The following is a 26673-nucleotide window of genomic DNA, read 5'->3' as shown; positions in this document are numbered from 1 at the left end:
TGAGAAAGAATACATTTGTATTTTAAGCATTAATTGGGTTTTTAATTTGCTCTGAAGTTTTGCCAAATCTCCGTTCACGTTCTTGATAATTAAGGATTGCCTCAAAAAGGTGTTCGCGTCTGAAATCAGGCCAGAACAATTCTTCAAAAATATACAATTCAGAATAAGCTAATTGCCACAGCATAAAATTACTAATGCGATGGTCGCCTCCTGTACGAATCATTAAATCAGGATTGGGTATTCCTTTCGTATCCAAAGATTGTTCAAAAAGCTGTTCGTTAATATCATCAATGGCTATTTCTCCATTTTTCACCTGCTGTGCTATTTTTTTTGCAGTGGTGATAATATCCCATTTACCGCTATAGCTCAAGGCTAAAATAACTACTACGCCTGTATTATCTTTTGTTTCTTCAATAGCACTTCTAAGTACTCTCTGCGAACTTTCAGGCAATGTATCAATAGCACCTATGGTATCTAATCGTACATTGTTTTTTTTCATGTCTTCCAGTTCGTCTTTTAGCGCACTAATCAAAAGCATCATCAAAGCATCTACTTCTGCTTTCGGACGGTTCCAGTTTTCAGTTGAAAAAGCATAAAGTGTTAAATATTTGACACCTATTTCAGCACAACCCTCAATGGCTTCTTTCACTGCTTTTAAAGCATTTCTATGTCCGAAAATTCTATCAACGAAGCCTTGCTGTTTTGCCCATCGTCCGTTTCCGTCCATGATAACGGCAATATGTTTTGGTAGATTGTTAGGGTCTAATTGTTCTTTCACCGATTTAACACTTTTTAACACATAAAACTTATAATAGTAGGCCTTCAAACACGCAAGAAGCAAGTTCTGAGCCTTTAATTCCTAGAGTGCTTAGTTCTTCTTGTAGCTTTTAAAACTTTGTTTGTAAGTCAAAAAATGGACTAGGAGTACTTTTTGGGAATAATATGACAAATTTAACGAATTCCCTATCCTATTCAAAATCAAGAAAGGCTTATTGCGAGTAAGAATGGATTTAAAACTGCATAAAAAACAATTGAACATAAAACAATAGCAGGTTTTTAGGCCTATTATTCCTTTATGTTCAATCAATAAACCTTGAAATTTTTTCTTATTTAGGACAATACACTTTGATAAATTTGTAGGTTAAAGACAGAGAGGTATAGTAATACATATCTGCACGACTATAATCGTTTTGTTGATTTTTCGGGAGTGCAGGGTTATCACCCCCCAAATTATCTAAATAATCGGTAAATGTTTTTCTAGTACCAAATTCTACGTTAATATCCCACGGCCCTGTCACATTGTATTTAATACCTATCCCAAAAGGAATTACTACTTGAAGTGTTTTATAATCACTCGTTTTTTCATCTCTTGGAGAGAAACTCATGAGTCCTACCCCCCCGAACACATAAGGAGTCCAGTCTTTGTGATAACGGTTGTATTTGTAGTCAAAAAAGTTGTATTCCGTTACTACATTCAATTCACTGATGGAGGTCTTGAAAGTCTTCCCTCTCAGTTGATTGAATGAATCATCTACTTTGCTATCATCTCCATAAATTGAGCCCAACACCAAATTGCTTCTGAATGATACTATTTTATTGGGGTTGTATCTAAACAGAAGATTACCCCCCAAACGAGCAAAAGCTGGGGAAAAGTTAGGAGATATATCTCCTTTATAGTTCATTGCTCCTAAACCTCCTCCTATTTCAATTTTTTGTGCAAAAGTATTCAAGCTTGTTAGGCAAAATACCAAAAGGAAAAACTTTTTAGATAATGTCATAATTAATAAAAAAAGTCAGGTGAAATATACACCTGACTGTTCATGAATGTTATTCCAGATTGATTAACGGACAACTGGGCATTTAATTTTATTTGGAATATGATAAATCAATTTTACCGTAGTTAATAAATAAGAATCATTATACTTCGGGTTTCCTCGCAAGTCTGTTTTGTCTGAAAAACCAGGAATCGACGTCAAAGTAAAAGGGTCGTATGGTGATGCTGGGTCATAAAAACCTTTTGCTGTTAAATAGTTAATAACGCCCTGAGTACGGTCTTTTCCAGTACGAGCTGCAATTTTTTCTAACGATCTATTACCCATTGATGCTGCTATAGGACTTTGAGCTTGTAAATCGGCAGAGTTAGCAAAATTGCCACTAACATCATCCAAATAATCGCTTAATGTATAACGGTAGCTGAGTTCGATACCTAAATCCCAATTGCGATTTAGTCTATATTTAACCCCAACACCTACAGGGAAGGAAACACTAATTAACGAATAAGGAGCATTAGGATAGCCCGGTAAACCTTGTCCTTCGGTATGAAGTGGTTGCAAACGCACCCAATCATTGCCATATAAAGAAGCTTGAGGTTTAGCCACTGGGTCATGAGCAAAAACGCCTACTCCTCCAAAAATATAAGGAATAATGCTTGCTCTGCGTAAATAACTACGACTAGTACGTACAAAATCGTATTGGCCAGTAATAGAAAGTTCTTTAATGTCATTTCTAAAATGTAGATTTCTAATAAAGTTAGCTTCATAGCCTTTTACGCCTTCAAGATAATTATCGTCTCCAGAGATTCTTGCATAAGTAAGTCCAAAACGTAAGCCAAATGTTGGTGAAAGTTGACGTGTAAAATTGAAATTGACATTCCAACGCATTCCATTTATGGTAGATGGCAAAAATCTGTTGTATGGAGAAATATCGCCATAATAACTAGATGTACCTATTCCTAAGCTGACATTAGAGTTGGGCTCAAATAATCTGTTTTTACGTGGCTTATCTTTGCCTCCGAAAAGATTTGAAAACCTAAATTGTGCCTTTAAATCTTGTGTATTCAATGCACAAATTATCAATATCAGAAGTATTGAAGAATATTTTTTCATATTTGTCTGGTAATGGATGGAGTCAATGTGGTTAATTTATCTTTTTAGTAAAATATCTCTCAAAGCTGTGTTTACACTTTTTCTTAACGTAAAATAGGTGCGTTTGTTATGATTTACCCTTAAATTTTGCTACGAAAATAATATATTATCATGGAAACAAACAGTATAATTTAACTTTTGAGCAAAGTATTAATTTCTAGCATCAAAACCCCAATTAAGTTTACTCCTAAGGGTATTCAAAAAATTACTATCACTCAATTTAATGATATTTGCTTTAAAAGCCTCTCTTTTCATCCTAATTTTCACATTACTGTCTATTACTTTAGAGCGTGCATCTAAAGAAATCAAACAGCTATTGCTGCGGCTCTCTACTTCAAAATCCAAGATTACATCTGTAGAAACGACTAAAGGACGTACATTCAAATTATGAGGACTCATTGGCGAAATCACAAAAATATCAGAACTTGGCATGACCAACGGCCCCCCTACACTAAGGTTGTAGCCCGTTGACCCTGTAGCAGTAGCAATGATTAAACCATCAGCCCAGTAAGTATTTAAAAACTCTCCATTTAAATATGCCTTCAACATAATCATGGAAGAAGTATCGGTTTTCATGATACCCAATTCATTCAGTCCAAAATTGATGCCATTAAAAATATCAATGGGTTCATTATTAAGGCGTGTTTCAACGCTTACTAACGTGCGAGGGTCTAAGGTATAATGGCTAGCAAAGATTTCATTCAAGCTTTCGGTAATTTTATCAGGAGAAACCGTTGCCAAAAAACCCAATCTCCCTGTATTAATTCCAAGAATTGGTGTTTCTCTTTTGCTAACATGTGTCACAGCATCTAGTAATGTGCCATCTCCACCCAAACTTAAAACCAAATTGGCATCAAAGAGGTCGTCTTGAGAAGTATAAAATTGGGTCGCATGGTGGTTTACTCCTATCTCAGCTAAAAACTGTTGATAGACATCAGAGATTTGAATTTCAACTCCTTTTTGAGCCAGAAAATCAAACATTTGTTGCACAAAAGGTTTGATTTCATCCTTAAAGTTTCGCCCATGAATGGCTATTTTCATCTTGTATTGTCTGTGTGGGTTGAAAGCTTTATTAAACAATTTGATAAAAACTGCTTATTTATCTATCTAAAAAACAAAAGAAGAAAGAAGATGGGGAATTGCCAAACTTTTAGGTTTGAATATTAGTATTTGTTTGTGATTTTCACGTAGAAAAACGTTTAAGTGCTATTTTTTCTTACTTCTAAAAAATACTAAGGTATGTTTTTACAAAAAAAGCTCTTGAGGTTTTCTCAAGAGCTTTTTTTATATATCTAAATATTTCATCAGCATATTGTATCGCTCTTTATCTGGCGAAGTAATCTCTTCAAAATTATAAGCTCCGACGATATCGTACTCAAAACGTTCGAGGGTGGCTATTACTCTTGAAATATCTTGCTGATTTAATTTTAACGTTAAAATATCTTTTGAATCTTCTAGTCCACCACCACTTGTGTAATATGAACTAATTATTTTTACATTGTTAGATTCAATCAATCTACTAATTTCAGAAAGCGAATAGCTTCTATTTTCAACAGCTATTTCTAACACTGCCCCAATTTCCTGCGAACCTAAGCTTTTTGAAAACTGAGTAAGTAATTCTTGTACACTGATTGTTCCTGCAAAATTTTGTTCTTCATCCAATACTACAATCGCTTGTAAATTGTATTGCTGAACAATTTTTAGAATTTCAAAAGTATGTTGGTGAACATTTACAAATACTTCTTCAAATTCTGGTTGTAGGGCCAAAAGAGGTAAGTCTTCATCGGCATCTATCAGAACATCTTGGCTAATTAAACCTTGGTATTCTTGTTCATGAATCAATGGCAATTGTCCTATTCTATATTCTTCCATCCAGTTTAACGCATCTCCTACTGTATCTGAAGATTTTAGTACTGGCAACATTGGATTAATAAAATTGTTTGCGAGCATATTGTGTTGATGAAATTTAATATAATTAAGCTAATATAGTTAATTATTGATAAATTCCAAATTTTAAGTTGATTATACCAACTCAACTACACGAATAGGAGTCTTTTCGAGCCATCCATCCAAAATTTCATTAAATCTTTCTGGACACTCCATCATAGGTGCATGACTACACTTATCTATAAAATGTAACTCAGAATTTTCAATTAAACGATTGAATTCATGACCTACTTGTGGCGGCGTTATGGTGTCGTTCAATCCCCAAACCAATAGTGTTGGTACTTTAATTTTAACAACATCTTTGGCCATATTGTTCCGCTGTGCCGACTTTGCAATAGAGATAATTCTAATTACTTTAGATGCACTGTTTGTTATTTCAAACACTTCGTCAATCAGCTCTTTTGTGGCTGTTTCTGGACGATAAAAAGTATATTCTACCCTTTCTTTAATGTATTGATAGTTTCCACGTTTTGGGTACGACCCGCCCATGCCGTCTTCAAAAAGCCCCGAGCTACCAGTAAGTACTAATCTTTTTACTTTTGAAGGGTTTCTTAGGGTATATATCAAAGAAACGTGCCCGCCCAAAGAATTGCCCAGAAGTGTTAATTCATCAAAACCTTTCCAATTCACAAACCCTTCAATGAATTCTGTCAATCCTTCACATCCAGCTTTGGTTATGGGCATTTCATAAATTGGCATCATTGGAATAATAACGCGGTATTTATTTTTGAAGCCTTCAATTACTCCTTCCCAGTTGCTTAACGCACCGAAAAGCCCATGAAGTAAAAAAAGAATCTCTCCTTCTCCTTCGTCGATGTACTTGTAGCCATTTCCTTCGTGAATTTGATAGTTCATATCAGTATAATTTTAAAAATTGATGATGATTTTAACTTTTACAGTCTAATCAAAAAAATAGTTGCTTGTGGGTACTCCAACTTTTCAACCAATCTAAATAAAATACAATTTTCCTTAAAAATTTAATACTTCTTTTAAATAGGTTATCGGTTTAATTCAATTTTACATAGATTTTAAATGTGATGCAAAATAATAAAAAATCTCTGAAAAGTATATTAATTATATGTTATTAGTTTAAACAAATTAGATTAAGATAAATTCATTTTTATGTAAAAAATTATTCAAATACCTGATTTACAACAATTTATACCAAAACACTTAAAATATAATTATTTCAATTGTTTAGATGAATGTAAATTTAATAATTCATCTTTTCTCATATTTCCAGAAAAACTACCCATTTTACAATATTAGAATAATTATATTTTCCTTCATTTTGTCATAATGATTTTGAGCAATTTTCATGAAAGTCAAAACTCTTTGACTTTAAGTTTGTTAAATCTATTATTAAGACAAATCTAACAAAAGCTCTCAAAATCTATAATACAACTAGACTAAAAGCTACATATAATTAAGAAACTATTTTAAAAAAATTAAAATCAATATAACAATGGTTATCATTATCGGAGGTGGCATTGCTGGCTTAACATGTGCCAGATATTTACAAAACAGAGGGATAGAATCATTAATTTTAGAAGCAAGCGAAGCAGTTGGGGGGCGTGTAAGAACTGATAAGCAAGATGGCTTTTTATTGGACAGAGGCTTTCAAATTCTACTCACGGCGTATCCTGAAGCATTAAAGCTGCTCAATTATGAAAACTTAAATTTAAAAACATTTAAATCTGGTGCTTTGATTAGAGATAACGAGCAAAATAAATTCATATCAATGCTAAACCCATTGAAAGATCCTTCAGCGCTGTTCTCTACTTTGTTTTCGAGCATTGGTACTTTAGCCGATAAACTCAGAATTTTGAGATTAATTATGGACATACAAAACATCCAAGATGATGTTTTTGAAAATAAATACCAATCGACATTGAAATTTCTTCAAAACTATAATGTGTCAGAGAAAATGATACTACAGTTTTTCAAACCATTTTTTGGTGGAGTATTTCTGGAAGATGATTTAACAACTTCTGCTAATTTCTTTAAGTTTATTTTTGATAAATTCAATCAAGGCGAAGCTGCTATTCCTGCAAATGGCATGCACGAAATACCCTTACAAATAGCCAGTACATTACCCGCACATTCAATTCGCTTAAATACCAAAGTAGTAAAAATAGAAGGTAATAATGTGTACTTGGCGAATGGAGAAAAGCTTTATGGCGAAAAAATTGTGCTGGCTACTGATGGGTTTGCTGCTGAACAACTTTTAGGAAAAAAGCAAGAAATTAAATTCAATAAAACAACTTGTACCTATTTTGCAGCAGAGCAATCTCCTCTCACTGAAAAACTACTCGTACTAAATCCTGATAGAAATGCTAAAGTTCATAATTTGTGTGTCCCAAGCGATATAGCTCCTAATTATGCACCACTTGGCAAATCGCTTATTTCGGTTTCAACACAAGGACTAGATACACAAGACCAGCAAGCTCTAACAACTAGCATTCAACAAGAATTAGTTACATGGTTTGGGAAAGAGGCAATCAATTGGAAACATATCAAAACATATCATATTCCCCAAGCTTTAGCTACTTTCAATGAAGACAATTCAAAGGGATACCCATTACAACTAAGCGATGTGCTATATCGATGTGGTGACTATACGGCATATCCATCTTTAAATGCTGCGATGATGACAGGTAGAAAAGTTGCTGAGAATATTTAACATAGTATTACTTCTCTGAAAAGACATGATAAACACTTTTCAGAGAAGTCTGTTTATTATAATAAAGCCTTTGCCAGTGTCAATCCTGATAAAAAAGCCCCTTCTACATTTCCTATACCAAAACCATCACCAGCCAGAAAAATCTGTTTACCTTCAAGCTGATAAAATGAAGCTGAATATCTACTTGACGCCAAGCTATACCGCCAACGATGTACCTGAAAAGTTTCGATTGATGATTGGGGGATAAATACTTGGACAGATTCAAGCATTTTCTTCCCAATTTGATTCAAATCACCTTCTAAATTTTGTTTACTGAATTCATGGGAAGCATGAAGAGTAACAGTAGGCTTATGAGAAATACCTTTTTGAAAATTATCGGCTATCCAAGCTATAGGATGATTATCCATCATAATACCTCCGCTTTCAAAGGAAGTTGCCTTATTTAAAAGTGCTATTACAGCAATACAAGGTTGGTACTTGATAGCATTCAAAACGGTATCGTCAATAGAAGAAATCAACATTGATGATTGTTCCAACAATTCTCGTATCTGTGGAATGGGTTGAGTAAGAATTAATTTATCAAAACTATATTCATTTCCCCTCTCCGTGATAAGTTTGTTTTGTAAAAGCTCTACCACTTTTTCATTGGTAATAACATTAATATTGTCAGCAATTGCCTTCGGAATCATTTTCATTCCCTCAGTTCCGAAATACCGAATATTTGAACGCTGAGCCAATTGCCATGTTGACACAATTTTTCTTTCTTGCAATTCATCAATAAACACCTGGAAATCATTTGATTGAACTGAAAAATATTGTGCTCCATGGTCAGCGACACCCTCTCCTATTCTACGGGTAGCCATTCTTCCGCCTATACCTCTTCCTTTATCTAAAACAGTTACTTCGTGATATTTTGCTAAAATTCTAGCAGCCGATAGTCCGGCTATCCCTGCACCAACAATAAGTATTTTCAAGATTTTATGATTGTTTCTTTTAATCAACTCCATGAAGGATTTAATGTTTCAAAAAGACAAATAAATTTACAAATAAAGGCACTAGTCAATTTAAAAAGCATTAAAAAAGGCAAATTAGACAAGAAAGGTTTATTATTTTTATCAAAATAATTAAAAAAAATGACTAAAATCTCCCATTTTAAAGAATTATTCCATTTTTTTGGAAATAAACTTTTGTATTTTTGCCTTATCATTTTAAAAACCCTACCAATGAGCAAAAAAGTTGTATTAATATTATCGTGTATTACGCTACTGTTTAGTTGTAAAAAAGATGATGGAAGCTGGAAAAAAGCAGCTGACAACCCTGAGTTTCTAAGAAAAACGCAATTGCAAGTTACTGAATCAATTATCCATGATATTTTCCCACCTCCTGTTTCAAGCCGTATTTACAGTTATGCCTCTTTAGCAGCTTATGAGGCACTTGTTCCTGCTAACAAAGGGCTAAAATCAATGGTTGGGCAATTCAATGGTTTTGAGAAAGTGTATAAGCCAGAACCTAACAAAGAGTATTGTTATGCTTTGGCTGCCACTAGGGCTTTTTTAACGATTGGTAAAAACCTAACTTTTGCACAGGATGTGTATGTAGATTTTGAGAAAAAACTTTGGGCAGATTATAAAGCCACTGGTATTCCTGAAGAAGTATTTGAAAACTCTATTGCTTTTGGCGATTCCGTAGCGGCTTCTATCATGAATTATTCAAAGAAGGATAATTATAAACAAACGCGTGGTTTCCGTTTTACAGTTACCAACAAGCCAGGTACTTGGGTGCCTACTCCTCCTGCTTATTTGGATGCTGTGGAGCCTCATTGGACAAAGATTCGCTCATTTACGATGGATTCTTCTGCACAATTTCGCCCAGTCCCTCCCTCAAAATTTGACTTAACAAAAGGAAGTGAATATTATCAGGAAGTAATGGATTGCTATAATACTGTGAAAAATTTAACTGACGAACAAAGAGCCATTTGTAATTTCTGGGATTGCAATCCTTTTAAAATGAATATTACAGGGCATGCTATGTTTGCTACTAAAAAGGTATCTCCGGGTGGTCACTGGATGGGAATTGTATCGCAGGTGAGTCGCAATCAAAATGCAGATATTTATACCACAGCACGTGCATATCTCTTGACATCAGTGGCTGTTTTTGATGGATTTATTTCTTGCTGGACAGAGAAATATCGTACAGTACGCATTCGCCCAGAAACGATTATTAATGCTGCTATCGATAAAGATTGGCAACCCGTTTTACAGACACCACCCTTCCCTGAATATACTTCTGGGCACTCTGTAATATCTGGTGCGGCATCTGTTGCTTTATCTTCTGTATTAGGTAATAACGTTGCTTTTGCCGATTCAACTGAAATTCCTTATGGCTTACCTGTACGGAAATTTACGTCTTTTACACAAGCTGCTGACGAGGCATCAATTAGCCGATTGTATGGTGGTATTCACTTTAGACCAGCATTAAATAACGGTTTAGTACAAGGGAGAGCCATTGGAAATTGGATTGTAGGAAAATTAAAAACGAATTAGTCACTCTTTTCTTTACTGTAGTGCATTCATGAAAAAATAAAGCAAAAAGCCAGACTAACTAATCAGTTTGGCTTTTTTGTGTAATTTCACTTTATGAAAATCCCACAATCATTAATTAGTTCATTACAAAACATTAAAGGGTTCAATGAAAATGCATTTGTTGATACGCATGAAAATGAGGCGTCGCCTATTGCAGTTCGCATTAATCCTTTTAAGAAAACCGATACGTTTAATCATGCTGAGTCTGTCATTTGGTCGGAATATGGCAAATATTTGCCTGATAACTATCTTGCCACTTTTGACCCACTTTTTCATGCGGGTGCTTACTGTTTCCAAGAAGCAAGTTCAATGTATTTAGCCCAAATCTTGAAAAGTAGCGTTGATTTATCACAAGATTTGAAAGTCCTTGATTTATGTGCTAGTACGGGTGCGAACAGTACTTTGTTGGCTAGTTTACTAACGCCCGATTCGTTGTTAGTAAGCAATGATGTGCTAAAAGTACGTGCCAATGTATTGGCTGAAAATCTAACAAAATGGGGGACAATGAATACTATTGTTACGAATAATGACCCTAGAGATTTTACAAGACTTTCTGGTTTTTTTGACGTACTATTAATTGATGCTCCTTGTTCTGGCTCTGGTTTGTTTAGAAAAGACCCTAACACTATCAGAGAATGGTCTGTTGGCAATGTAGCACAGCATGCATTAAGACAAAAAAGCATTATTACCGACGCTTGGAGTAGTCTGAAACAAGGGGGAGTGATGATATATTCCACTAGTTCATATTCAAAAGCTGAAAACGAAGACATTGTTGATTGGATAGAAAAGCAATTTGGAGCACAACATTTAGTGGCAAGCAATAAGGACAAACTAGGCAATGAAGTAATTTCCGAAGGTTCGTATCGGTTTTATCCCGACCAAGTAAAGGGCGAAGGCTTTTTTATTACGGCTTTTCAAAAAAGAAATTCGGAGAAAGAAGTATTTATTCGTTCGGGAAAACCAATAAAAAATAATAATCGTAGAACTGAACGAGAAATTTTCAGAAATTGGGTAAAAAATATTGATGACCATACATGGTTTGGGAAAAATGACGACTTTTTTTTAATTAATCCATTGCATGAACACATCGTACAATTAATTCAGCTTAATTTTAACCTCAGAAAGGTAGGAGTTAGCATGGGTAAACTTTCAAGTAAAGATTTAATTCCTGAGCATGAATTAGCAATGAGCTTATTTTTATCAGAAAAAATAAACAAGGTAGAACTTTCACAACAAGAAGCTATCAAGTATTTAAAAAGAGAGGAATTTGCATTAGAGCAAGCTGTAAAAGGCTGGTCATTGATGACTTTTCAAGGCTTTGGACTGGGTTGGGCCAAAATTTTACCCAACAGAATCAACAATTACTACCCAAAAGAGCAAAGAATTTTAGGCAAAGAATAGTAATGAGGCTAAAAAAGCACAAGGATTAATTGAAAAGATTATTATTGAGCATTGTTTGTAAGTATTTTACTTATTTTTGTACCAAATTCATTATTAAGTATAAACCAAGTAGTTAAAAGTAAAACTAAGAAAGAGAATTTGATATTTTCTTTTAATGATTGAATCTTTAATTCATTATTTTTAGTAATAAATTTAAACCGGCAATAATTTACTGTCTGTCAGCAGGTAAAAAACCTGATTGTTAAATGTCTATCTCAAATGTAACAGTAAACTGTAATGAAACGTACATTTTAGTGAGCTGTCAAAAGAACGCATGATTAACGAAGAAGCAAAAGAAATTAAAGAAGAAATCGAAGCACAAGCTATCGAAGTAACAGAATCCGCAACAGACCCAAAAGCGGAAGACGTCTCTATTATTGAGGTTGCAGAAACCTCTGAACCAATTGAAACAATCTCTGAAGTGCTACCTGAGCCTATTCTTGTATCAACGATACTTGAAACTAGTGAAGAACCAGAAACAATTGAAAACCAATTGATTGATTATTCTAATTTTCAAAAATCAGACTTTGTAAATACTTTAGAAAAAGTACTTGCTGATGTAAAAGAAAATCCGTCTATTGGCATTTTTAGGAAATCTGAAGATACTTTGAAAGAGATTCGTCCATTGTTTGAACAAATAAAAAGTGCTGAAAAAAACGAAGCATTAGCAAAGTTCAAAGAAAGTAATGATGGTTCTGAAGATGGTTTCGAATTTAAGCCTGATACTTTAAGTGAACAATTCGATAAGCTTTTCAAAGCCATCAAAGAGGAACGTTCTAAGTATTTTGCCAACATTGAGAAGGAAAAAGACAAAAATTTCAGTCAGAAAACAGTATTAATTAATAGACTTAGAACGCTTGTTGAAGGGGAAGACAGCAACGATCCTGCACATATCAAGTCTGGTTTTAATGAATTCAAGAAAATTCAGGAAGAATGGAAAAGTGCTGGAAATGTAAACTCACCACATAATAATACGCTTTGGCAGACATTCCATGCACTAGTTGATAGATTTTATAGCAATCGCAGTATATATTTTGAATTATTAGAATTAGACCGTAAGCGTAATTTACAGCACAAAATAGAATTGTGTAGTAAGATTGAGAAAATTGCGGAAACGTCTAAAACTGAAAATGTTACAGGCAAAATGTTAGATGAAGCCGTAGCAACGTTTGAAGAATACAAGCACATAGGGCCTGCTCCGAAAGAAGAAAACGAACTTATCTGGCAAAGAGTAAAAGATGCTTTAGATATTATTTATGGCAAACGCCGTGAACAATTGGAAACATCAAAAGCAGAAGCAGAACAAGTATTTGGTTTGAAATCATCTATTGCAGAACTGATTCAACCATTTGCAAGCTTCAATTCAGCCTCTATTACAGAATGGAACGACCGCACAAAGGCACTTTTAGCTTTACAAGACCAATGGAATAATATCAAAGGTTTTATGCCTAAAGAAAAAGGCAAAGAATTAAGTGATAAATTTTGGTCAGATATTAAAACGTTCTTCCGTAACAAAACAGAATTTTTCCGTTTGTTAGAAATCAAAAGAGAAGAAAATTTAAAAGCTAAGAATGCTATTATTGAAGAAGTAGAAGCATTGTTGGCTAATGAAGATGAATCTCAAGAAGCTGCTAACACAGTTATTCGTTTGCAAAAAGAATTCCGTGAGATTGGTCATGTTCCTGAAAAAGACAAAGACATTATCTATACAAAATTCAAAACAGTTTGTGATGCCTTCTTTAATGCTAAAAGAGCGAAAAACCAAAGCATAGAAAAAGAGTTTGAAGCAAATTTGGTAAAGAAAACAGCACTTTGTGAACAAATAGAGAAAGAAGCCGTAGAAGGAGCTGATACAGCTAGATTAGCTGAATTCAAATCACAATGGGCATCAATTGGGTTTGTTCCTAAAAAGGAGATGCAAAATATCGGAAAACGTTATATCAATGCCATCAACAAGTATGTAAGTGCAATGGCAAAACTTTCTGGTAGAGAACGTGAGCAACTAAGTTTACAGAATGAAGTTGAAATGGTAAAATCTCATGGAGAATCGCCAAAAGATTTAATTCGTAAAGAAAACGATATCCGTCGTAAAATGCAGACGATAGAAAATGATATAGCTGTTTACAGAAATAACTTAGAGTTTTTTGCAAAATCTAAAAATGCAGACAAGCTTCGCCAAGATGTTGAAGCAAAAATTCAAAAAGCTTCAAAAGAATTATCAGATTTGAAACATCAAATTAAGATAATCAGAGAAGCAGAAAAGTAAAAATCACTAAAACAGGGCTAATTTCAACGTTAGCCCTGTTTTTTTTGAAAAAAATTTTCAAGCTTAATCTTTTGACATTCAGAAACTTGCAAAAAAGTTTAACAAAATGTTAAAAATTTATTCTTAAAACGTTTGGAGAGTATTACAAAACCTACTAATTTTGCATCACGATAAACGAAGAACATCTCGCTAATCGTTGAGAAAAGCCTTCTTAGCTCAGCTGGTAGAGCAACTGACTTGTAATCAGTAGGTCATTGGTTCGATCCCGATAGAAGGCTCAAAAATTACAAAAACCCTTCATGCATGGCGTATGAAGGGTTTTTTGTTTGAAAAATACTGTCCGTTTGAAATTGCTCTCAAAGTCCCTATCTTATTGGTTAGAATAAACAATTACGATTAGTTTTATTCATTCACTTCCCTTTATACCATTAAATATTATATTTCCCTTCGATAGTATATAAAAGCAATAAGTAAGTTGAATTACTTTCTAGTGTTTTAATTAAATTTGATAAAACAATAAAGCTATGCAAACATACTCTGTTGAAATATTGAATCCCAAGGCATATAAATTATTGAAAAATTTAGCCGATTTAAAATTAATTTCTTTTAAAGAAGAAAAACCTTCTAAAAAGGAATTAACTGATTTTCAAAAAAAATTACTAGAAGGTCCTACATGGACAGAAGAAGAATATCAGACATATTTAAAAAATCGTGACGAAATTAATAAGATTGGAGAAAAATGATTTTAATTGATACATCTATTTTAATTGAATATTTTAGAAAACAGCATAAAAATAAAACACTGCTATTTAAGCTTTTTTCTGAAAATGAAAGTTTAGCGATATCAGTAATAACTAAGTATGAGCTATTGATTGGTAGTAATCAACAACAAGATTTATTTTGGGAGTTTTTATTACAGCAATTAACCGTTATATCATTGGATGAAGCAATTATTGATGAAACAATCTCTATTAAAAAAGAATTAAAAGTCAAAAATAATGAAATCGGTCTAGCCAATATGATAATAGCCGCTAAAGCTCGCTTTAATGATTTTGAATTAGCTACCTTAAATATTAATCATTTCAATAAAGTAAATCGTTTAAGAATTGTCAGGATATAAATATTTAATTATCCTTCTTCTCCTCCAAATCTTCCCTCCTTTTTTTCGATATGTTTTAAAATGGTGTATTTTTGTTCTGCAAACTCAATGCTGATGAAATATAATCCTCAATTTTATTTATTTCTTTTCTTACTTTCATGCTTTACACTGTCGGGATGCATTTGGGCAAGGCGATGTCCTGAAAAGACTTGTCGCGTAGCTACTGAACATAAACACGAAGGGGGAACTTTTCGTCCCCGTGCAGCATTCTCTTGGACAACGACCAAAAAACATTGGCCGTGGAATCCTGTTAAAGGAAGCAAGAAGTTCAATGGTAAAAAAGATAAGAAATCTGGCAAGACTAAATTTAAATATACCCTTCCTGGGGAAAGAGTCAATTTCGACAAAAAGAATTAGTCTTAGCTATTCAACATACAACATATGAATCTAATTAAAGTATCTGCCGGAGTGGTTAATCAAACGCCTTTGGCATGGGAAAGTAATAAAAACAATATCATTGCTTGTATCGAAGAGGCAAAAAAACAAGAAATTAGTCTTTTGTGTTTACCTGAGCTTTGTATTACGGGCTATGGTTGCGAAGATATGTTTTTTGCACAAAGCACTTGTGATACTGCTTTAGAGATATTAGAAGACATCGTTTTGCATACTTCTAGTATAGCCGTATGTGTAGGGTTGCCTATTCGTATTAATAATCACATTTATAATGCAGCTTGTTTAATCGTCAATAAGCAAATCAGAGGTTTCGCTTGCAAAAAGACGCTTGCCAATAATGGTATTCATTATGAAACCCGTTGGTTTCAGCATTGGCCAGCTGGTGAAAAAACAGAATTAAGAATTGGAGAGTTTACTTATCCTGTAGGCGATTTATTGTTTGAAGTAGGTGGTGTAAAAATCGGCTTTGAAATTTGTGAAGATGCTTGGATTGCCAATCGCCCGGGAAGAGAACATTATTTAAAGGGCTGTGATATCATTCTCAATCCCACAGCTTCACACTTTGCTTTCTTTAAGACCCAAACCCGCGAACGCCTCGTTCAAGATGGCTCTCGTGCTTTTGGTGTTGCTTATATTTATGCCAATTTATTAGGTAATGAGTCTGGTAGAGCCATTTTCGATGGCGATGCCATGATTGCCCAAGCTGGTGAAATGTTGGTATCTGGTACAAGGTTTTCGTACAAAGATTATTATTTAACCACAGCAGTAATCGATTTAGATAAAATTCGATTAGAACAAAGCCAAAATTTATTCCACTTCAAGGCTTCAAATGCTATTCAAGTGCTTTTTGATTATCCAGACATCCCTCCTTTCAAAAACCATTATGCAATGGAACACTGGGAAGCCAATGGTTTTCAAAAAGAGGAAGAATTTGCAAGAGCTATCGCTTTGGCATTGTTCGATTACCTCCGCAAATCTCGTTCAAATGGCTGGGTAATTTCGCTTTCTGGTGGTGCAGACTCCTCTGCCATCACGGCTCTTTGTTATTTAGCCATTGAGTTATCCGTACAGGAATTAGGCTTGGAGGGTTTTAAACAAAAATTAGGATATATTAAAGCTATTCAATCGTGTAGTTCTGTCGCTGAATTATCGGCTGCTCTGATTACTAACGTATATCAAGGCACACAGAATAGTTCTTCAGATACGCGCCATTCGGCTACTTCTTTAGCACAAGATTTGAATACTACTTTTTATGATATTGATATTAATGGTTTGGTAGAAACCTATAAAGGATTAATTCAAGGGGCTATCGGAAGAGATTTGTCTTGGCAAACGGATGATATTGCCCTCCAAAATATACAAGCGAGGGTGCGTAGCCCAAGTGCTTGGTTATTAGCAAATATCAATAATGCGTTGTTGTTATCAACCTCTAATCGCTCAGAAGCATCTGTTGGCTATGCCACTATGGATGGCGATACTTCTGGGTCAATATCGCCCATTGCAGGTATCGATAAGCATTGGTTGCGTCACTGGCTACGTTGGTTAGAAAACACAGGTTTGGGCGGAACACTCAACATTAAGGGCTTGAATGCAATGAATAATTTGCAGCCAACTGCTGAATTACGTCCGCTTGAAGCCAAGCAAATAGATGAGGAAGATTTGATGCCTTACGATTTATTAAATGCTATTGAAACTTCTGCTATTCGTGATAAGAAATCTCCGACAGATTGCTTTAAAATCATGGAAGTAGAGTTTGAGGGTATTTACACACGTGAGCAATTAATGACGTCTATCGAGAGGTTCTTTAAACTTTTTGCTAGAAATCAATGGAAACGCGAGCGTTATGCACCAAGTTTTCATGTGGACGACCGCAACCTAGACCCTAGAAGCTGGTTAAGATTTCCGATTTTATCAGGAGGTTTTGAAAGAGAAATTGCTGAAATGCTAGAATATGCTAATAATGCTGGAAAAGGAAAAAGACGAGGAAAAATTGGTTTCTAATAATTTCTCAGACTAAACCCAGAGCAACTAGCTAGCTATCCAATAACAATATTCAACATGTCACAACAAATAAATACTTTAATCTTTGATTTAGGCGGTGTATTAATCGACTGGAATCCGCTTTATGTTTTTAACGACGTAATTCCAGACGAAGAAAGAAGAAATTACTTCTTTGAACACGTTTGCCCATATCATTGGAATGAGCAACAAGATGCTGGAACTCCCATTGCACAAGCTACAGCTGAAAGAATTGCTCTTTTCCCTGAATGGGAACATGAAATTTCGGCTTATTATGGCCAATGGGTAAAAATGTTGGGCGACCCTTTTCATGGTACTGTTGAAATTCTAAGGAAAGCGATTGATTCACCTAATTATCGAGTTTACGCACTTACCAACTGGTCGGCAGAGACTTTACCGATTGCTAGGTCGCTTGAACGTTTTGAGTTTTTGAATTGGTTTGAAGGTATTCTAGTTTCTGGAGAAGAATTTATGCTGAAACCACATCCTGAAATTTATGAAACCATCCTGACTAGGTATAACATTGATAGAACCAAAGCTGTTTTTATTGATGATAACATCAAAAATATTGTTGGTTCAAAAGCTGTCGGTTTAGAGGCTATCCATTTTCAGTCTCCCGAAACTTTAGCAGAAGAATTTATTAAATTAGGCATTAACTTATAAGACATTTTAAATCAATATACAATACATCTTCGCGATAAACCACGTCGTGTTTAATTATTAAAATATGCTACTAGCCATAGACATTGGTAATACCGACATAGTTTTCGGAATTCACAATCAACACGCATGGATTCATCAATTTAGGATTCCTTCGGATTCGTCTCGTCGTTCTTCTGATTTTGAAGCAAAGCTTCGCTTGTTTTTCTTAGAAAATGGTTTAAAAATAAGTGAAATCAATCGCTCGATTATTAGTTGTGTAGTACCTGATTTAAAAAGTACGCTAAAAGAAATGGTACAAGAAATGATAGGTATCGACCCTATTATTATTGGCCCAGAAATGTATGACCAATTGAAGATGGAGATTTTGAGTCCTTATGAAATTGGTACAGACTTAGTTTGTAATGCTACTTATGCTTACTATACTTATAAAAAAGCCTGTCTGATTGTAGATTTCGGCACTGCCCTTACTTTCACAGTAGTGTCTGGTGAAGGTAAAATATTGGGGGTTTCCATTGCTCCTGGGTTAAAAACAGCGGTAAAATCTTTATTCTCTAATACAGCTCAGTTACCCGAAGTACCCTTAGTCATGCCAGAATCTGCCATTGGTAAAAATACCGTTCATGCCATTCAAGCGGGTATCCTGTGGGGATATGTAGGGATGGTTCGTGAGATGATTAGGCAAATTAAAAAAGAAGTTGGTCAAGATTGTTTGGTTTTAGCCACTGGAGGGCTTTCGTCCATTCTAACACCACTACGTGACGAATTTGATGAGGTAGATAAATTACTTACGTTGAATGGACTAAAAATCATTTCTGAAATTGTAAAATAGCTTAAAATTTATTTTCCAAATAGGCGACTTGGTTCAACACTAAGTCGCCTATTTTTTATTTATGAAAATCTTTTTTTATTTTTTTCAAATTTACCTGCAACCTTTTTCTTTTACCCTGCATCTTAGCTACAAATTACTCCTTTTATCGTTCCCTTTTTTTTAGTTATGATATTGTTTCAACCATTTATCCTTTAGGGAAGCCGATTAAGTAGTTTGCATAACAAGGTAGTAGGTATAAAATTAATTTTGTTTCAATAATCATCCAAGATAATTTCAGTTTAAGCAAAAGTTTAGCCGATAAATCTAAAAACCTAAAATTCATTCATCATGAAAACAATTTTTTACTCATTCCTTATCTTATTTAGTTTATCTACTATTAAGGTACAAGCTCAGGGGAAAATCTCTGGACAAATTACTGACGATAAAAGTAAAATTGTAGAATTTGCTACTATTACATTGTTGAACGCCAAAGACTCATCTCTAGTAAAAGGGGCATTGGGCGATGTAAACGGCACTTTTGAGTTCGAGAAAGTAAATTATGGTACCTATATCATTAATATCTCGCAATTGGGCTATAAAAAATACTATACGCCAAAATTCATTCTTTCGGCTGAGACTTCTAATATCAAATTATCAAAAATAGTATTATCAGAAGATTCTAAGCAACTAGGTGAAGTACAGGTAACGGCTAAAAAACCTTTTATAGAGCAACAAATAGACAAAACAGTCGTAAATGTTGAAAATTCAATTGTATCGGCTGGCAATACTGCTATTGAAGTTTTAGAGAAATCGCCAGGTGTTACGGTGGATAAAGACGGAAACATTTCGTTGAAAGGAAAGCAAAATGTGATGGTAATGTTAGATGGCAAGCCAACGTATATGTCTGCTAGTGACCTAGCTAATATGCTTCGTAACATGCAAGCAACTCAGTTAGATAAGATTGAAATCATGACTAACCCTCCTGCTAAATATGATGCCGCAGGTAATGCAGGGGTAATTAATATCCGCTTGAAAAAGAATCAGAATACAGGTTTGAATGGTTCGGCAAATATTGGTTTAGGATATGGGCCTTATAAATCTTTACCAAAAGAAAGTGCTGGGCTAAACTTAAACTATAGAAGTGGGAAAGTGAATGTGTTTGGAAACTTCTCTGCTAATGATAGAAAAAGCTTCCAATATCAAACAATCAACCGTAAGTTTTTTGAAAATGGAAAAGTGATTTCTGGTTTCGACCAAGTGGGCGATAATGATAGAAGAAACAATTCTTTCTCTTACAAAATGGGTGCTGACTATTTCCTTGACAAAAAGAACACCATCGGATTTTTGTTCAATGGAATGAATGGAACTTGGAAAGAAGACTTGAATAACGAGACTTTAATCAAGAATGCAACAGCACAGTTAGATACTACATCAAGAACATTAGGAGCAATCAACAACAATTGGGGTAATTACTCAACCAATATTAACTTCAAACACGTGATTGATTCTACTGGCAGAGAAATAACTGCTGACTTAGATTATGCACGATATGATGCCAACAATTCTATGAAGTATCGTACTTCAAAATATGATACTCAGAATATTTTGCGCCAAACTAGAAATGAAGATGGTTTGACTGATTCTAAGATTAATATTTATTCTGCTAAAGTAGATTTAACGTATCCTATCAACAAAACATCAAAGTTTGAAACAGGATTAAAATCAAGCTATGTTCATTCTGGAAATGATATGAGTTTTGTATTCCTAGTGGGCGATTTAAATACGCCTGTACTAGACCCAACGCGTACTCGTGATTTTGTTTACAAAGAAAACATCAATGCTGGATATATCAATTACTCAAAAGAGTTCAAAAAGGTAAGTATGCAACTAGGTTTGAGAGTTGAGAATACAAACGGACAAGGTACTTTATTAGGGAAAGAATTATTAAACAGACATTATACCAACTTTTTCCCAAGTGTATTTTTCCGTCAGAAATTAGCAAAAGATCATCAATTAGGTTACTCGTTCAGTCGTAGAATAGACCGCCCTAGCTACGAAGACTTAAACCCATTCTTATTCTTTCTTGATCCGTATACTTTCCAGAGAGGTAATGAATTATTACAACCACAGTACACTAATGCCTTTGAAGTATCGCATACTTATAAAGATGCCATTACGACAACTTTAAATTTCAGTAGAACCAATGGAGTAATGACTGAAATTTTGGAACAAAACAATGCCTTGAAAACAACTAACGTAACTAAAATCAATATTGGTTATGTAGAAAACATGGGTATTTCGTTCTCAGTGCCAGTACCAATTACAAAATGGTGGTTTAGTAATACTTACTTGAATTTGTACAACAATCATTACGTAGGTGATATTCCTAAAACGACTATTAACTCAGATGGTACGTCATCGACTATCCTTCAGCCTTTGGATGCTCGTGCTACTACTTATCAAGCTAATATGACACATCAATTTACTTTACCTAAAAAATATACTTTAGAATTGAGTGGTTGGTATATGTCTCCATTTGTTGAAGGACAATTAGCTGGTCGTCCAATGGGAGCTATGTCATTCGGTATTCAGAAAAAATTCATGAATGACAAAGCTACATTGAAATTGAATGTTAACGATGTGTTCTGGTCAAATCAATTCAGAGGGTCATTCATCTTTAACGACATTGATGTACAAGTAACAAATAAATGGGAAAGCAGAGTAATTCGTTTGAATTTCTCTTACCGTTTCGGAAATAGTAAAGTCGCTGCTGCTCGTCAACGTAGAACTGGATTAGAAGATGAAAAGGGACGTGTAAAAAACAGTGGTAACTAAAATGATTTTTCATTACAGTGAAAAATAACTCGAAATCTATTGACTATTGAAAATTAAGAAAGGATGCCGTAACTGGCATCCTTTCTTTGTAATGTATAAATTGCTACTTTGTGGCAACGTAAATGTTAGATGGCGTTAAGAAATCGAAAAAACGCTCTAACCAGCCTTTGTCTGCATCATTACTTTTATTTTCTGACGCTTTCAAATTTGTCTTGGGGCTATTTGATTCTTCCAGAATCATCTCGGCCAATAAGGGATAATATTTCATAAATTTGTGTTGTTTAATGAAACGCGATTAATGATTATTGATACTCTAAACTGAGACTCACTTAAAAAGTGATAATCGTTAAATTCGCGTTAATTACTTGACTGACACAAAGTTACGAATAATAGCTTTAACAATTGCAAAAAATATAATTATTCCAATATATATTCTTTAAATACTTCAATTATATTTAATTATTCCTAGAAATCAACCATTTTTGACACCTATTATAGCTAACATTCTTCCTGTTTTCCCTTTTTCTTTTCTATGTGAAAAATAGTTTTCATTGTCTAATACAGTAGAGAATTTTGATATTTCAATATGGTTAGTCGGCACACCTAATGCTAGTAATTGTGCCTGATTGGCTTTCTTTAAATCAACAAAATACTTTGCCTTTTCTGCATCAAATCTTTTGAATTGACTATCAAAATTTTGGGCAACCTCCTCGCCTACTTCAAAAGAACATTCATCAATACAAGTGCCTACATAGGCGAAACAATCTTTCGGATTGGTGCCAAATGCTGTGGTCATTTGTGTAATTGTTTTACCAACAATTCCTAAAACCGTTCCTCGCCAACCTGCATGAATGGCTGCTACTGCTTTTTGTGTAGCATCATAAATTAAAATAGGCGTACAATCGGCTATAGTAACCGCTATATATACATCGGCTTGATTGGTAATCAGGGCATCAAAACCATCATAAGAACCTGCCTTAGTTACTGTTAATACTTTATCTTCATGAATTTGATAAGAAAAAGCTACCTTTTCAGCAGAAAAACCCAAAGCTTCATAGAATTTATCCCTATTTTTATGCACATTTTCGAGCGAATCGCCAGAATATAACCCTAAGTTTAAGGAATTGTAAGGAGCCTCGCTAAAACCATTTTTACGAGTACTTTCAGCCGCTACCAGTGCTGTAAATTGTTCAAATATCTGAGGTCGGGTAAACATTTTTATGTTTTTTTGGATTTGGAGACTAGAGGACTTTAGGACTGAAAGATTTTAGGAACTTTAGACTAGAGTTCATACCCTAAAATCCTTCATCTTAAAGTTCTAAAGTCTAATATTCCTATAATCCTACAATCAAAAATGAAACTAATTTATATACTATTCTTTTTGCTATTAATAAGCTGTCAAGAGAAAAAAGCTTCCCAGCCTACTGGCATAGCACTTTCTTTTGATGACCGATTTATTAAAGAATGGTATCAATTAAGACCACTTTTCAAAAAATACAACGCAAAAGTAACATTTTACGTGACACAACCCGATAGTCTTTCTAAAGAAGAAATCATCATGCTACGTCAATTACAAGCCGAAGGGCATGAAATTGGTTGTCATGGCGCCATGCACGTAGGCTCGATAAGGTATGTTTGGGAACATTCTATGGATGAATACATGGAAAAAGAAGTCTTTCAAGCGCTTAGGACGATGAAGCGACAAGGATTTAATCCCACAACTTTTGCTCATCCAGGAGGCTCTCAAATTTGGTATATTGATAAAGAGCTATTAAAGCACTTTAAACTTTTGAGAGACGTAGCGATAAAAGAAAGAAAAATATTAGGATTTACTTACCGTCGTGAAGTTGAAAACATGGATGAAATATATCATCAACACAACGATAGCCCAAAGGTAAATGCCTTGTTGATTGATGTGGGTAATAATACGACGATAGAAGATATAAAAAAAGGATTAGCAAGAGCTCAGCAGGAAAACAGTGTAATGATGCTTTTTGGGCATCGCCCTTTGCGTATAATCACTCATAAACCAGAAGAATATGGTTTTGATATACATTTTTTAGAGCAAATCTTAGCAGAAAGTGCTAAATTGAAACTTCAATATTTTACAATGAACGAACTTCATTCAGGTTTATGAATTAACACTCATATGCTACATTAACACAAAAATTTTCAATGAAAAAACAAACTACCTTCATCACTACTATTCTTTTATCATTATCATTATCCACTTTTGCACAAGATAATGATTCAACTGTCATCCGTAAATTCTTTGATGAATCTCTTGCTCGTGGCAAATCTTACGAATGGCTTCGTGATTTAACCGCTAATGTTGGTCCGCGACTAAGTGGGTCTGAAGGGGCTAAAAAAGCCGTGCAATGGGGAAAAGCATTATTAGAAACAGGTGGTTACGACCGTGTTTTCTTGCAAGATGTAATGGTGCCACACTGGGTACGTGGGGCAAAAGAAGAAGGTTATATTTTAAATGGTAAACAAAAAATATCAGTACCATTAGTAGCCTTAGGGGGGTCAATCGCTACGCCTAAAAAAGGAATCACGGCTGAGGTAATTGAAGTAAAGAACTTTCAGGAGCTAAGAGCATTAGGAAAAGAAAAATGCGAAGGCAAAATAGTTTTCTTTAATCGCCCAATGGATCCTACCAAAATCAATACTTTTGAGGCGTATGGACAAGCAGGCGACCAACGTCGTAGTGGTGCTAACGAAGCTTCAAAAGTGGGTGCTATTGGCGTAATTATTCGTTCGTTGAGTAGTACTGAAAACGATTATCCACATACAGGTTCAATGACGTATGGAACGGGTGTTCCGTTGATTCCAGCGGCAGCTTTAAGTACAAAAGCCGCTACTTTATTGAGTAATACCTTAAAGGAGAACCCTGCGACAAAATTTTACTTCAAACAATCTTGTGAAACTCTTCCAGATGCGCCTTCTCATAATGTGGTTGCAGAAATTAAAGGTAGCGAACATCCAGAAGAAATTATTGTAGTAGGCGGACACTTAGATTCTTGGGATTTAGCTCAGGGTGCTCATGACGATGGTACAGGTATTGTGCAATCAATTGAAGTAGCTCGTTTGTTTAAAACCTTAAACATTAAGCCAAAACATACTATCCGAATAGTATTATTTATGAATGAGGAAAACGGAACACGTGGAGGAATTAAATATGCAGAGTTGGCTAAACAAAATAATGAAAAACACATTTTTGCTTTAGAGTCAGACAACGGAGGTTTTACACCTCGTGGTTTTGGGGTTCAAGGTGCTTCTGCGGAATTATTAACTAAAATCCAGTCGTACCGTACTTTGTTAGCACCTTATGGCTTACATGAAATTGAGCGTGGTGGCGGCGGTGTTGATATTGGTCCATTAGCTCCACAAGGAACGGTATTAGTAGGCTTTAAACCAGACGCTCAACGTTATTTTGAATATCACCATGCTTCAAATGATACTTTTGAAACCGTTAACCAACGTGAATTAGAACTAGGTGCTGCTTCGATGGCGAGTTTAATATATTTATTGGATAAATTATAGGTAGTTTTTTAGCTTTGAGTGATGAGCTTTGAGCTTTTTTTGTATTGAAGGTTTCAGAGCTTAATGATTATCCACCTCTTTAAAAGATGTAATTATTGATCAAAGCAATTGAAATTTCAAGCCTTATCACTATCGAGGGACTTAAGCCCCTCGATAGTGATAAAATATTGACTATCAAATATTTAACAAATTTAAAATTTAAAGTCACATAAAAAAATGCCTCAATCTTCGGATTGAGGCATTTTTTATTTATGTGAAGCAAGCGTTAAGTAATGATGTAACAGTACATTATTGAAATAACTAATTTACTGATAATGAAAACATTACTCACTAAATCACTCAATTACATTAATTAATCCAGCTAAATTTATATTCTAATTCAGGCACTTTGATACGGTCGGTTAAACGTGTCAGACGTTCTGGTAAACGCATCAAATAGTCTTGTGCTTTCGCAGCAGTACCATTTAAGCCAGTCATTGTTGATACATTCCAATCGTTCAATAAAATCTCTGTAATTTCGATATAATCTTTTCCTGTATAAACGCCTAAACGCTGAGCAGCATCAGAAAAGTGACCATATACGCCACTTTTTTCACCATTCATTTCACGTAAAAAATGAGCAGGCATTACAATTTTTTGTTTCATCATATCCGCAAAAGCAATCATCATCTCAGATGGATCAATTTCAAAAATACTACTGATAAAACTCTTGTAAGCTTTATGGTGACGCATCTCGTCGGCAGCAATCATTGCACACATTTTTGACAATGAATTATTACCATGCTTTTTAGCTAAAGAGGCCGTACGACGGTGCGAAATATTAGTTGCTAACTCTTGGAAAGAAGTATAAACAAACGTCTTGTATGGGTCGTCATCTGTTTTAATATCAAAGCCATCAGCAATTAAATGCTGCGTTGAGATTTCAACCGCTTTCATATTTACACGTCCAGAAAGGTATACATATTTGTTCAGTAAATCTCCATGACGGTTCTCTTCTGCTGTCCAAGCACGTGTCCATCTTGCCCAACCTTGAGGTTCATGAACCATATCGACACCTTGTACTACCATAATTGATGATTCGTAAGTAGGCAAAGCTTCTTCAGTAATCATATCTCCAATCAACACTGCCCAATAATCATAAGGTAGTTCACGTGCAGCCTGCTGAATTTCTTTTACTTCATCAAAAAAAGTTTCTTTGCTAGCATCTGGTAAAAAATCAGAAGGTTGCCAGTTGGTATCTATAGGAATGAGGTACTTGTTCACAATGTCGTCCATATTAACGGCAAGGTGATTCATTACTTCAATTCTTTCATTTCGCTTTTCCATTTAATTGTTGTGGTTTGTGGACTAAGAGTATCGGTCAAAAGTTTTTTATCATCACAAAAATAGTTCCATTTTCGCTATAGAA

23 protein-coding genes and 1 tRNA gene are annotated in these 26673 nt (G+C 34.6%); 14 read left to right on the top strand and 10 right to left on the bottom strand.

Features of this window, described 5'->3' with window-relative positions:
- Window positions 1-22: 22 nt before the first annotated feature.
- The 6 genes from J2Y60_RS02965 to J2Y60_RS02940 form a co-directional block, all read right to left on the bottom strand.
- Window positions 23-799, bottom strand: a complete 777-nt coding sequence (locus J2Y60_RS02965; protein ID WP_309912009.1) for an isoprenyl transferase — start codon at window positions 797-799, stop codon at window positions 23-25.
- A gap of 307 nt (window positions 800-1106) precedes the next feature.
- Window positions 1107-1778, bottom strand: coding sequence for a DUF6089 family protein (locus tag J2Y60_RS02960; RefSeq protein WP_309912010.1), 672 nt, complete (start codon window positions 1776-1778; stop codon window positions 1107-1109).
- A 63-nt stretch (window positions 1779-1841) separates the two neighbouring features.
- A complete protein-coding gene (locus J2Y60_RS02955; RefSeq protein WP_309912011.1) occupies window positions 1842-2885 on the bottom strand; it encodes a DUF6089 family protein in 1044 nt (347 codons plus the stop codon).
- A 189-nt stretch (window positions 2886-3074) separates the two neighbouring features.
- Window positions 3075-3965, bottom strand: coding sequence for an NAD kinase (locus J2Y60_RS02950; RefSeq protein WP_309912012.1), 891 nt, complete (start codon window positions 3963-3965; stop codon window positions 3075-3077).
- 243 nt (window positions 3966-4208) lie between these two features.
- The gene (locus tag J2Y60_RS02945; protein WP_309912013.1) at window positions 4209-4874 is read right to left on the bottom strand and encodes a CBS domain-containing protein; all 666 of its coding nucleotides are present in this window, start codon (window positions 4872-4874) and stop codon (window positions 4209-4211) included.
- A 72-nt stretch (window positions 4875-4946) separates the two neighbouring features.
- Entirely contained in the window at window positions 4947-5726 is a 780-nt protein-coding gene (locus J2Y60_RS02940; RefSeq protein WP_309912014.1) for an alpha/beta hydrolase, read from the bottom strand.
- A gap of 610 nt (window positions 5727-6336) precedes the next feature.
- On the opposite strand from J2Y60_RS02940, the gene J2Y60_RS02935 reads away from it, so the two are divergent.
- The gene (locus J2Y60_RS02935) at window positions 6337-7554 is read left to right on the top strand and encodes an NAD(P)/FAD-dependent oxidoreductase (RefSeq protein ID WP_309912015.1); all 1218 of its coding nucleotides are present in this window, start codon (window positions 6337-6339) and stop codon (window positions 7552-7554) included.
- 56 nt (window positions 7555-7610) lie between these two features.
- Here J2Y60_RS02935 and J2Y60_RS02930 read toward each other — a convergent pair whose 3' ends face one another.
- Window positions 7611-8528 carry an FAD-dependent oxidoreductase gene (locus tag J2Y60_RS02930; protein WP_309958969.1) on the bottom strand — a complete coding sequence of 306 codons (918 nt, stop codon included), beginning with the start codon at window positions 8526-8528 and terminating at the stop codon, window positions 7611-7613.
- 249 nt (window positions 8529-8777) lie between these two features.
- Here J2Y60_RS02930 and J2Y60_RS02925 point away from each other — a divergent pair, with 249 nt between their 5' ends.
- The 11 genes from J2Y60_RS02925 (at window position 8778) to J2Y60_RS02875 (ending at window position 21719) form a co-directional block, all read left to right on the top strand.
- A complete protein-coding gene (locus J2Y60_RS02925) occupies window positions 8778-10097 on the top strand; it encodes a vanadium-dependent haloperoxidase (protein ID WP_309912017.1) in 1320 nt (439 codons plus the stop codon).
- Window positions 10098-10190: 93 nt separating this feature from the next.
- A complete protein-coding gene (locus J2Y60_RS02920; protein WP_309912018.1) occupies window positions 10191-11537 on the top strand; it encodes a methyltransferase RsmF C-terminal domain-like protein in 1347 nt (448 codons plus the stop codon).
- Between the two features lie 313 nt (window positions 11538-11850).
- A complete protein-coding gene (locus J2Y60_RS02915; RefSeq protein WP_309912019.1) occupies window positions 11851-13842 on the top strand; it encodes a DUF349 domain-containing protein in 1992 nt (663 codons plus the stop codon).
- Window positions 13843-14047: 205 nt separating this feature from the next.
- Window positions 14048-14120: transfer RNA gene (locus J2Y60_RS02910), tRNA-Thr, on the top strand.
- Window positions 14121-14366: 246 nt separating this feature from the next.
- Window positions 14367-14585, top strand: coding sequence for a hypothetical protein (locus J2Y60_RS02905; protein ID WP_309912020.1), 219 nt, complete (start codon window positions 14367-14369; stop codon window positions 14583-14585).
- A complete protein-coding gene (locus J2Y60_RS02900; RefSeq protein WP_309912021.1) occupies window positions 14582-14962 on the top strand; it encodes a type II toxin-antitoxin system VapC family toxin in 381 nt (126 codons plus the stop codon). Before J2Y60_RS02905 ends, J2Y60_RS02900 begins: the two co-directional genes overlap by 4 nt.
- A gap of 93 nt (window positions 14963-15055) precedes the next feature.
- Entirely contained in the window at window positions 15056-15358 is a 303-nt protein-coding gene (locus J2Y60_RS02895) for a hypothetical protein (protein WP_309912022.1), read from the top strand.
- Window positions 15359-15382: 24 nt separating this feature from the next.
- Window positions 15383-17395 carry an NAD(+) synthase gene (nadE, locus tag J2Y60_RS02890; protein WP_309912023.1) on the top strand — a complete coding sequence of 671 codons (2013 nt, stop codon included), beginning with the start codon at window positions 15383-15385 and terminating at the stop codon, window positions 17393-17395.
- 57 nt (window positions 17396-17452) lie between these two features.
- On the top strand, window positions 17453-18076 hold the full coding sequence (locus J2Y60_RS02885; protein ID WP_309912024.1) for an HAD family phosphatase: 624 nt from the start codon (window positions 17453-17455) through the stop codon (window positions 18074-18076).
- Between the two features lie 64 nt (window positions 18077-18140).
- Window positions 18141-18905, top strand: coding sequence for a type III pantothenate kinase (locus J2Y60_RS02880; RefSeq protein WP_309912025.1), 765 nt, complete (start codon window positions 18141-18143; stop codon window positions 18903-18905).
- Between the two features lie 327 nt (window positions 18906-19232).
- Window positions 19233-21719 carry an outer membrane beta-barrel protein gene (locus J2Y60_RS02875; RefSeq protein WP_309912026.1) on the top strand — a complete coding sequence of 829 codons (2487 nt, stop codon included), beginning with the start codon at window positions 19233-19235 and terminating at the stop codon, window positions 21717-21719.
- Window positions 21720-21822: 103 nt separating this feature from the next.
- Here the strand turns inward: J2Y60_RS02875 and J2Y60_RS02870 are convergent, their stop codons facing one another.
- Together J2Y60_RS02870 and pgeF are read right to left on the bottom strand one after the other, a co-directional pair.
- Window positions 21823-21987 (bottom strand): hypothetical protein, encoded by a 165-nt coding sequence (locus J2Y60_RS02870; protein ID WP_309912027.1) that lies wholly within the window; start codon window positions 21985-21987, stop codon window positions 21823-21825.
- Window positions 21988-22191: 204 nt separating this feature from the next.
- Complete coding sequence (gene pgeF, locus J2Y60_RS02865) at window positions 22192-22935, bottom strand: peptidoglycan editing factor PgeF (protein WP_309912028.1); 744 nt, start codon at window positions 22933-22935, stop codon at window positions 22192-22194.
- Window positions 22936-23073: 138 nt separating this feature from the next.
- On the opposite strand from pgeF, the gene J2Y60_RS02860 reads away from it, so the two are divergent.
- A complete protein-coding gene (locus J2Y60_RS02860; protein WP_309912029.1) occupies window positions 23074-23856 on the top strand; it encodes a polysaccharide deacetylase family protein in 783 nt (260 codons plus the stop codon).
- Window positions 23857-23894: 38 nt separating this feature from the next.
- The gene (locus J2Y60_RS02855) at window positions 23895-25265 is read left to right on the top strand and encodes a M20/M25/M40 family metallo-hydrolase (RefSeq protein WP_309912030.1); all 1371 of its coding nucleotides are present in this window, start codon (window positions 23895-23897) and stop codon (window positions 25263-25265) included.
- 348 nt (window positions 25266-25613) lie between these two features.
- On the opposite strand, the gene J2Y60_RS02850 is transcribed toward J2Y60_RS02855, so the two are convergent.
- Window positions 25614-26591 (bottom strand): acyl-ACP desaturase, encoded by a 978-nt coding sequence (locus J2Y60_RS02850; RefSeq protein ID WP_309912031.1) that lies wholly within the window; start codon window positions 26589-26591, stop codon window positions 25614-25616.
- Window positions 26592-26673: the final 82 nt, after the last annotated feature.

The sequence above is a fragment of the Arcicella sp. BE140 genome, assembly GCF_031456255.1.
Classification (GTDB): Bacteria; Bacteroidota; Bacteroidia; order Cytophagales; family Spirosomataceae; genus Arcicella; species Arcicella aquatica.
Note: the sequence above shows the minus strand (reverse complement) of the source record. Positions and strands in the feature narration are given on the sequence as shown.

Excerpts from the sequence above, each read along its gene's own strand:
- J2Y60_RS02960 (WP_309912010.1), bottom strand. The coding sequence starts at position 1,778 with ATGACATTATCTAAAAAGTTTTTCCTTTTGGTATTTTGCCTAACAAGC.
- J2Y60_RS02955 (WP_309912011.1), bottom strand. The coding sequence starts at position 2,885 with ATGAAAAAATATTCTTCAATACTTCTGATATTGATAATTTGTGCATTG.
- J2Y60_RS02950 (WP_309912012.1), bottom strand. The coding sequence starts at position 3,965 with ATGAAAATAGCCATTCATGGGCGAAACTTTAAGGATGAAATCAAACCT.
- J2Y60_RS02945 (WP_309912013.1), bottom strand. The coding sequence starts at position 4,874 with ATGCTCGCAAACAATTTTATTAATCCAATGTTGCCAGTACTAAAATCT.
- J2Y60_RS02940 (WP_309912014.1), bottom strand. The coding sequence starts at position 5,726 with ATGAACTATCAAATTCACGAAGGAAATGGCTACAAGTACATCGACGAA.
- J2Y60_RS02935 (WP_309912015.1), top strand. The coding sequence starts at position 6,337 with ATGGTTATCATTATCGGAGGTGGCATTGCTGGCTTAACATGTGCCAGA.
- J2Y60_RS02925 (WP_309912017.1), top strand. The coding sequence starts at position 8,778 with ATGAGCAAAAAAGTTGTATTAATATTATCGTGTATTACGCTACTGTTT.
- J2Y60_RS02920 (WP_309912018.1), top strand. The coding sequence starts at position 10,191 with ATGAAAATCCCACAATCATTAATTAGTTCATTACAAAACATTAAAGGG.
- J2Y60_RS02915 (WP_309912019.1), top strand. The coding sequence starts at position 11,851 with ATGATTAACGAAGAAGCAAAAGAAATTAAAGAAGAAATCGAAGCACAA.
- J2Y60_RS02905 (WP_309912020.1), top strand. The coding sequence starts at position 14,367 with ATGCAAACATACTCTGTTGAAATATTGAATCCCAAGGCATATAAATTA.
- J2Y60_RS02900 (WP_309912021.1), top strand. The coding sequence starts at position 14,582 with ATGATTTTAATTGATACATCTATTTTAATTGAATATTTTAGAAAACAG.
- J2Y60_RS02895 (WP_309912022.1), top strand. The coding sequence starts at position 15,056 with ATGAAATATAATCCTCAATTTTATTTATTTCTTTTCTTACTTTCATGC.
- nadE (WP_309912023.1), top strand. The coding sequence starts at position 15,383 with ATGAATCTAATTAAAGTATCTGCCGGAGTGGTTAATCAAACGCCTTTG.
- J2Y60_RS02885 (WP_309912024.1), top strand. The coding sequence starts at position 17,453 with ATGTCACAACAAATAAATACTTTAATCTTTGATTTAGGCGGTGTATTA.
- J2Y60_RS02880 (WP_309912025.1), top strand. The coding sequence starts at position 18,141 with ATGCTACTAGCCATAGACATTGGTAATACCGACATAGTTTTCGGAATT.
- J2Y60_RS02875 (WP_309912026.1), top strand. The coding sequence starts at position 19,233 with ATGAAAACAATTTTTTACTCATTCCTTATCTTATTTAGTTTATCTACT.
- J2Y60_RS02870 (WP_309912027.1), bottom strand. The coding sequence starts at position 21,987 with ATGAAATATTATCCCTTATTGGCCGAGATGATTCTGGAAGAATCAAAT.
- pgeF (WP_309912028.1), bottom strand. The coding sequence starts at position 22,935 with ATGTTTACCCGACCTCAGATATTTGAACAATTTACAGCACTGGTAGCG.
- J2Y60_RS02860 (WP_309912029.1), top strand. The coding sequence starts at position 23,074 with ATGAAACTAATTTATATACTATTCTTTTTGCTATTAATAAGCTGTCAA.
- J2Y60_RS02855 (WP_309912030.1), top strand. The coding sequence starts at position 23,895 with ATGAAAAAACAAACTACCTTCATCACTACTATTCTTTTATCATTATCA.
- J2Y60_RS02850 (WP_309912031.1), bottom strand. The coding sequence starts at position 26,591 with ATGGAAAAGCGAAATGAAAGAATTGAAGTAATGAATCACCTTGCCGTT.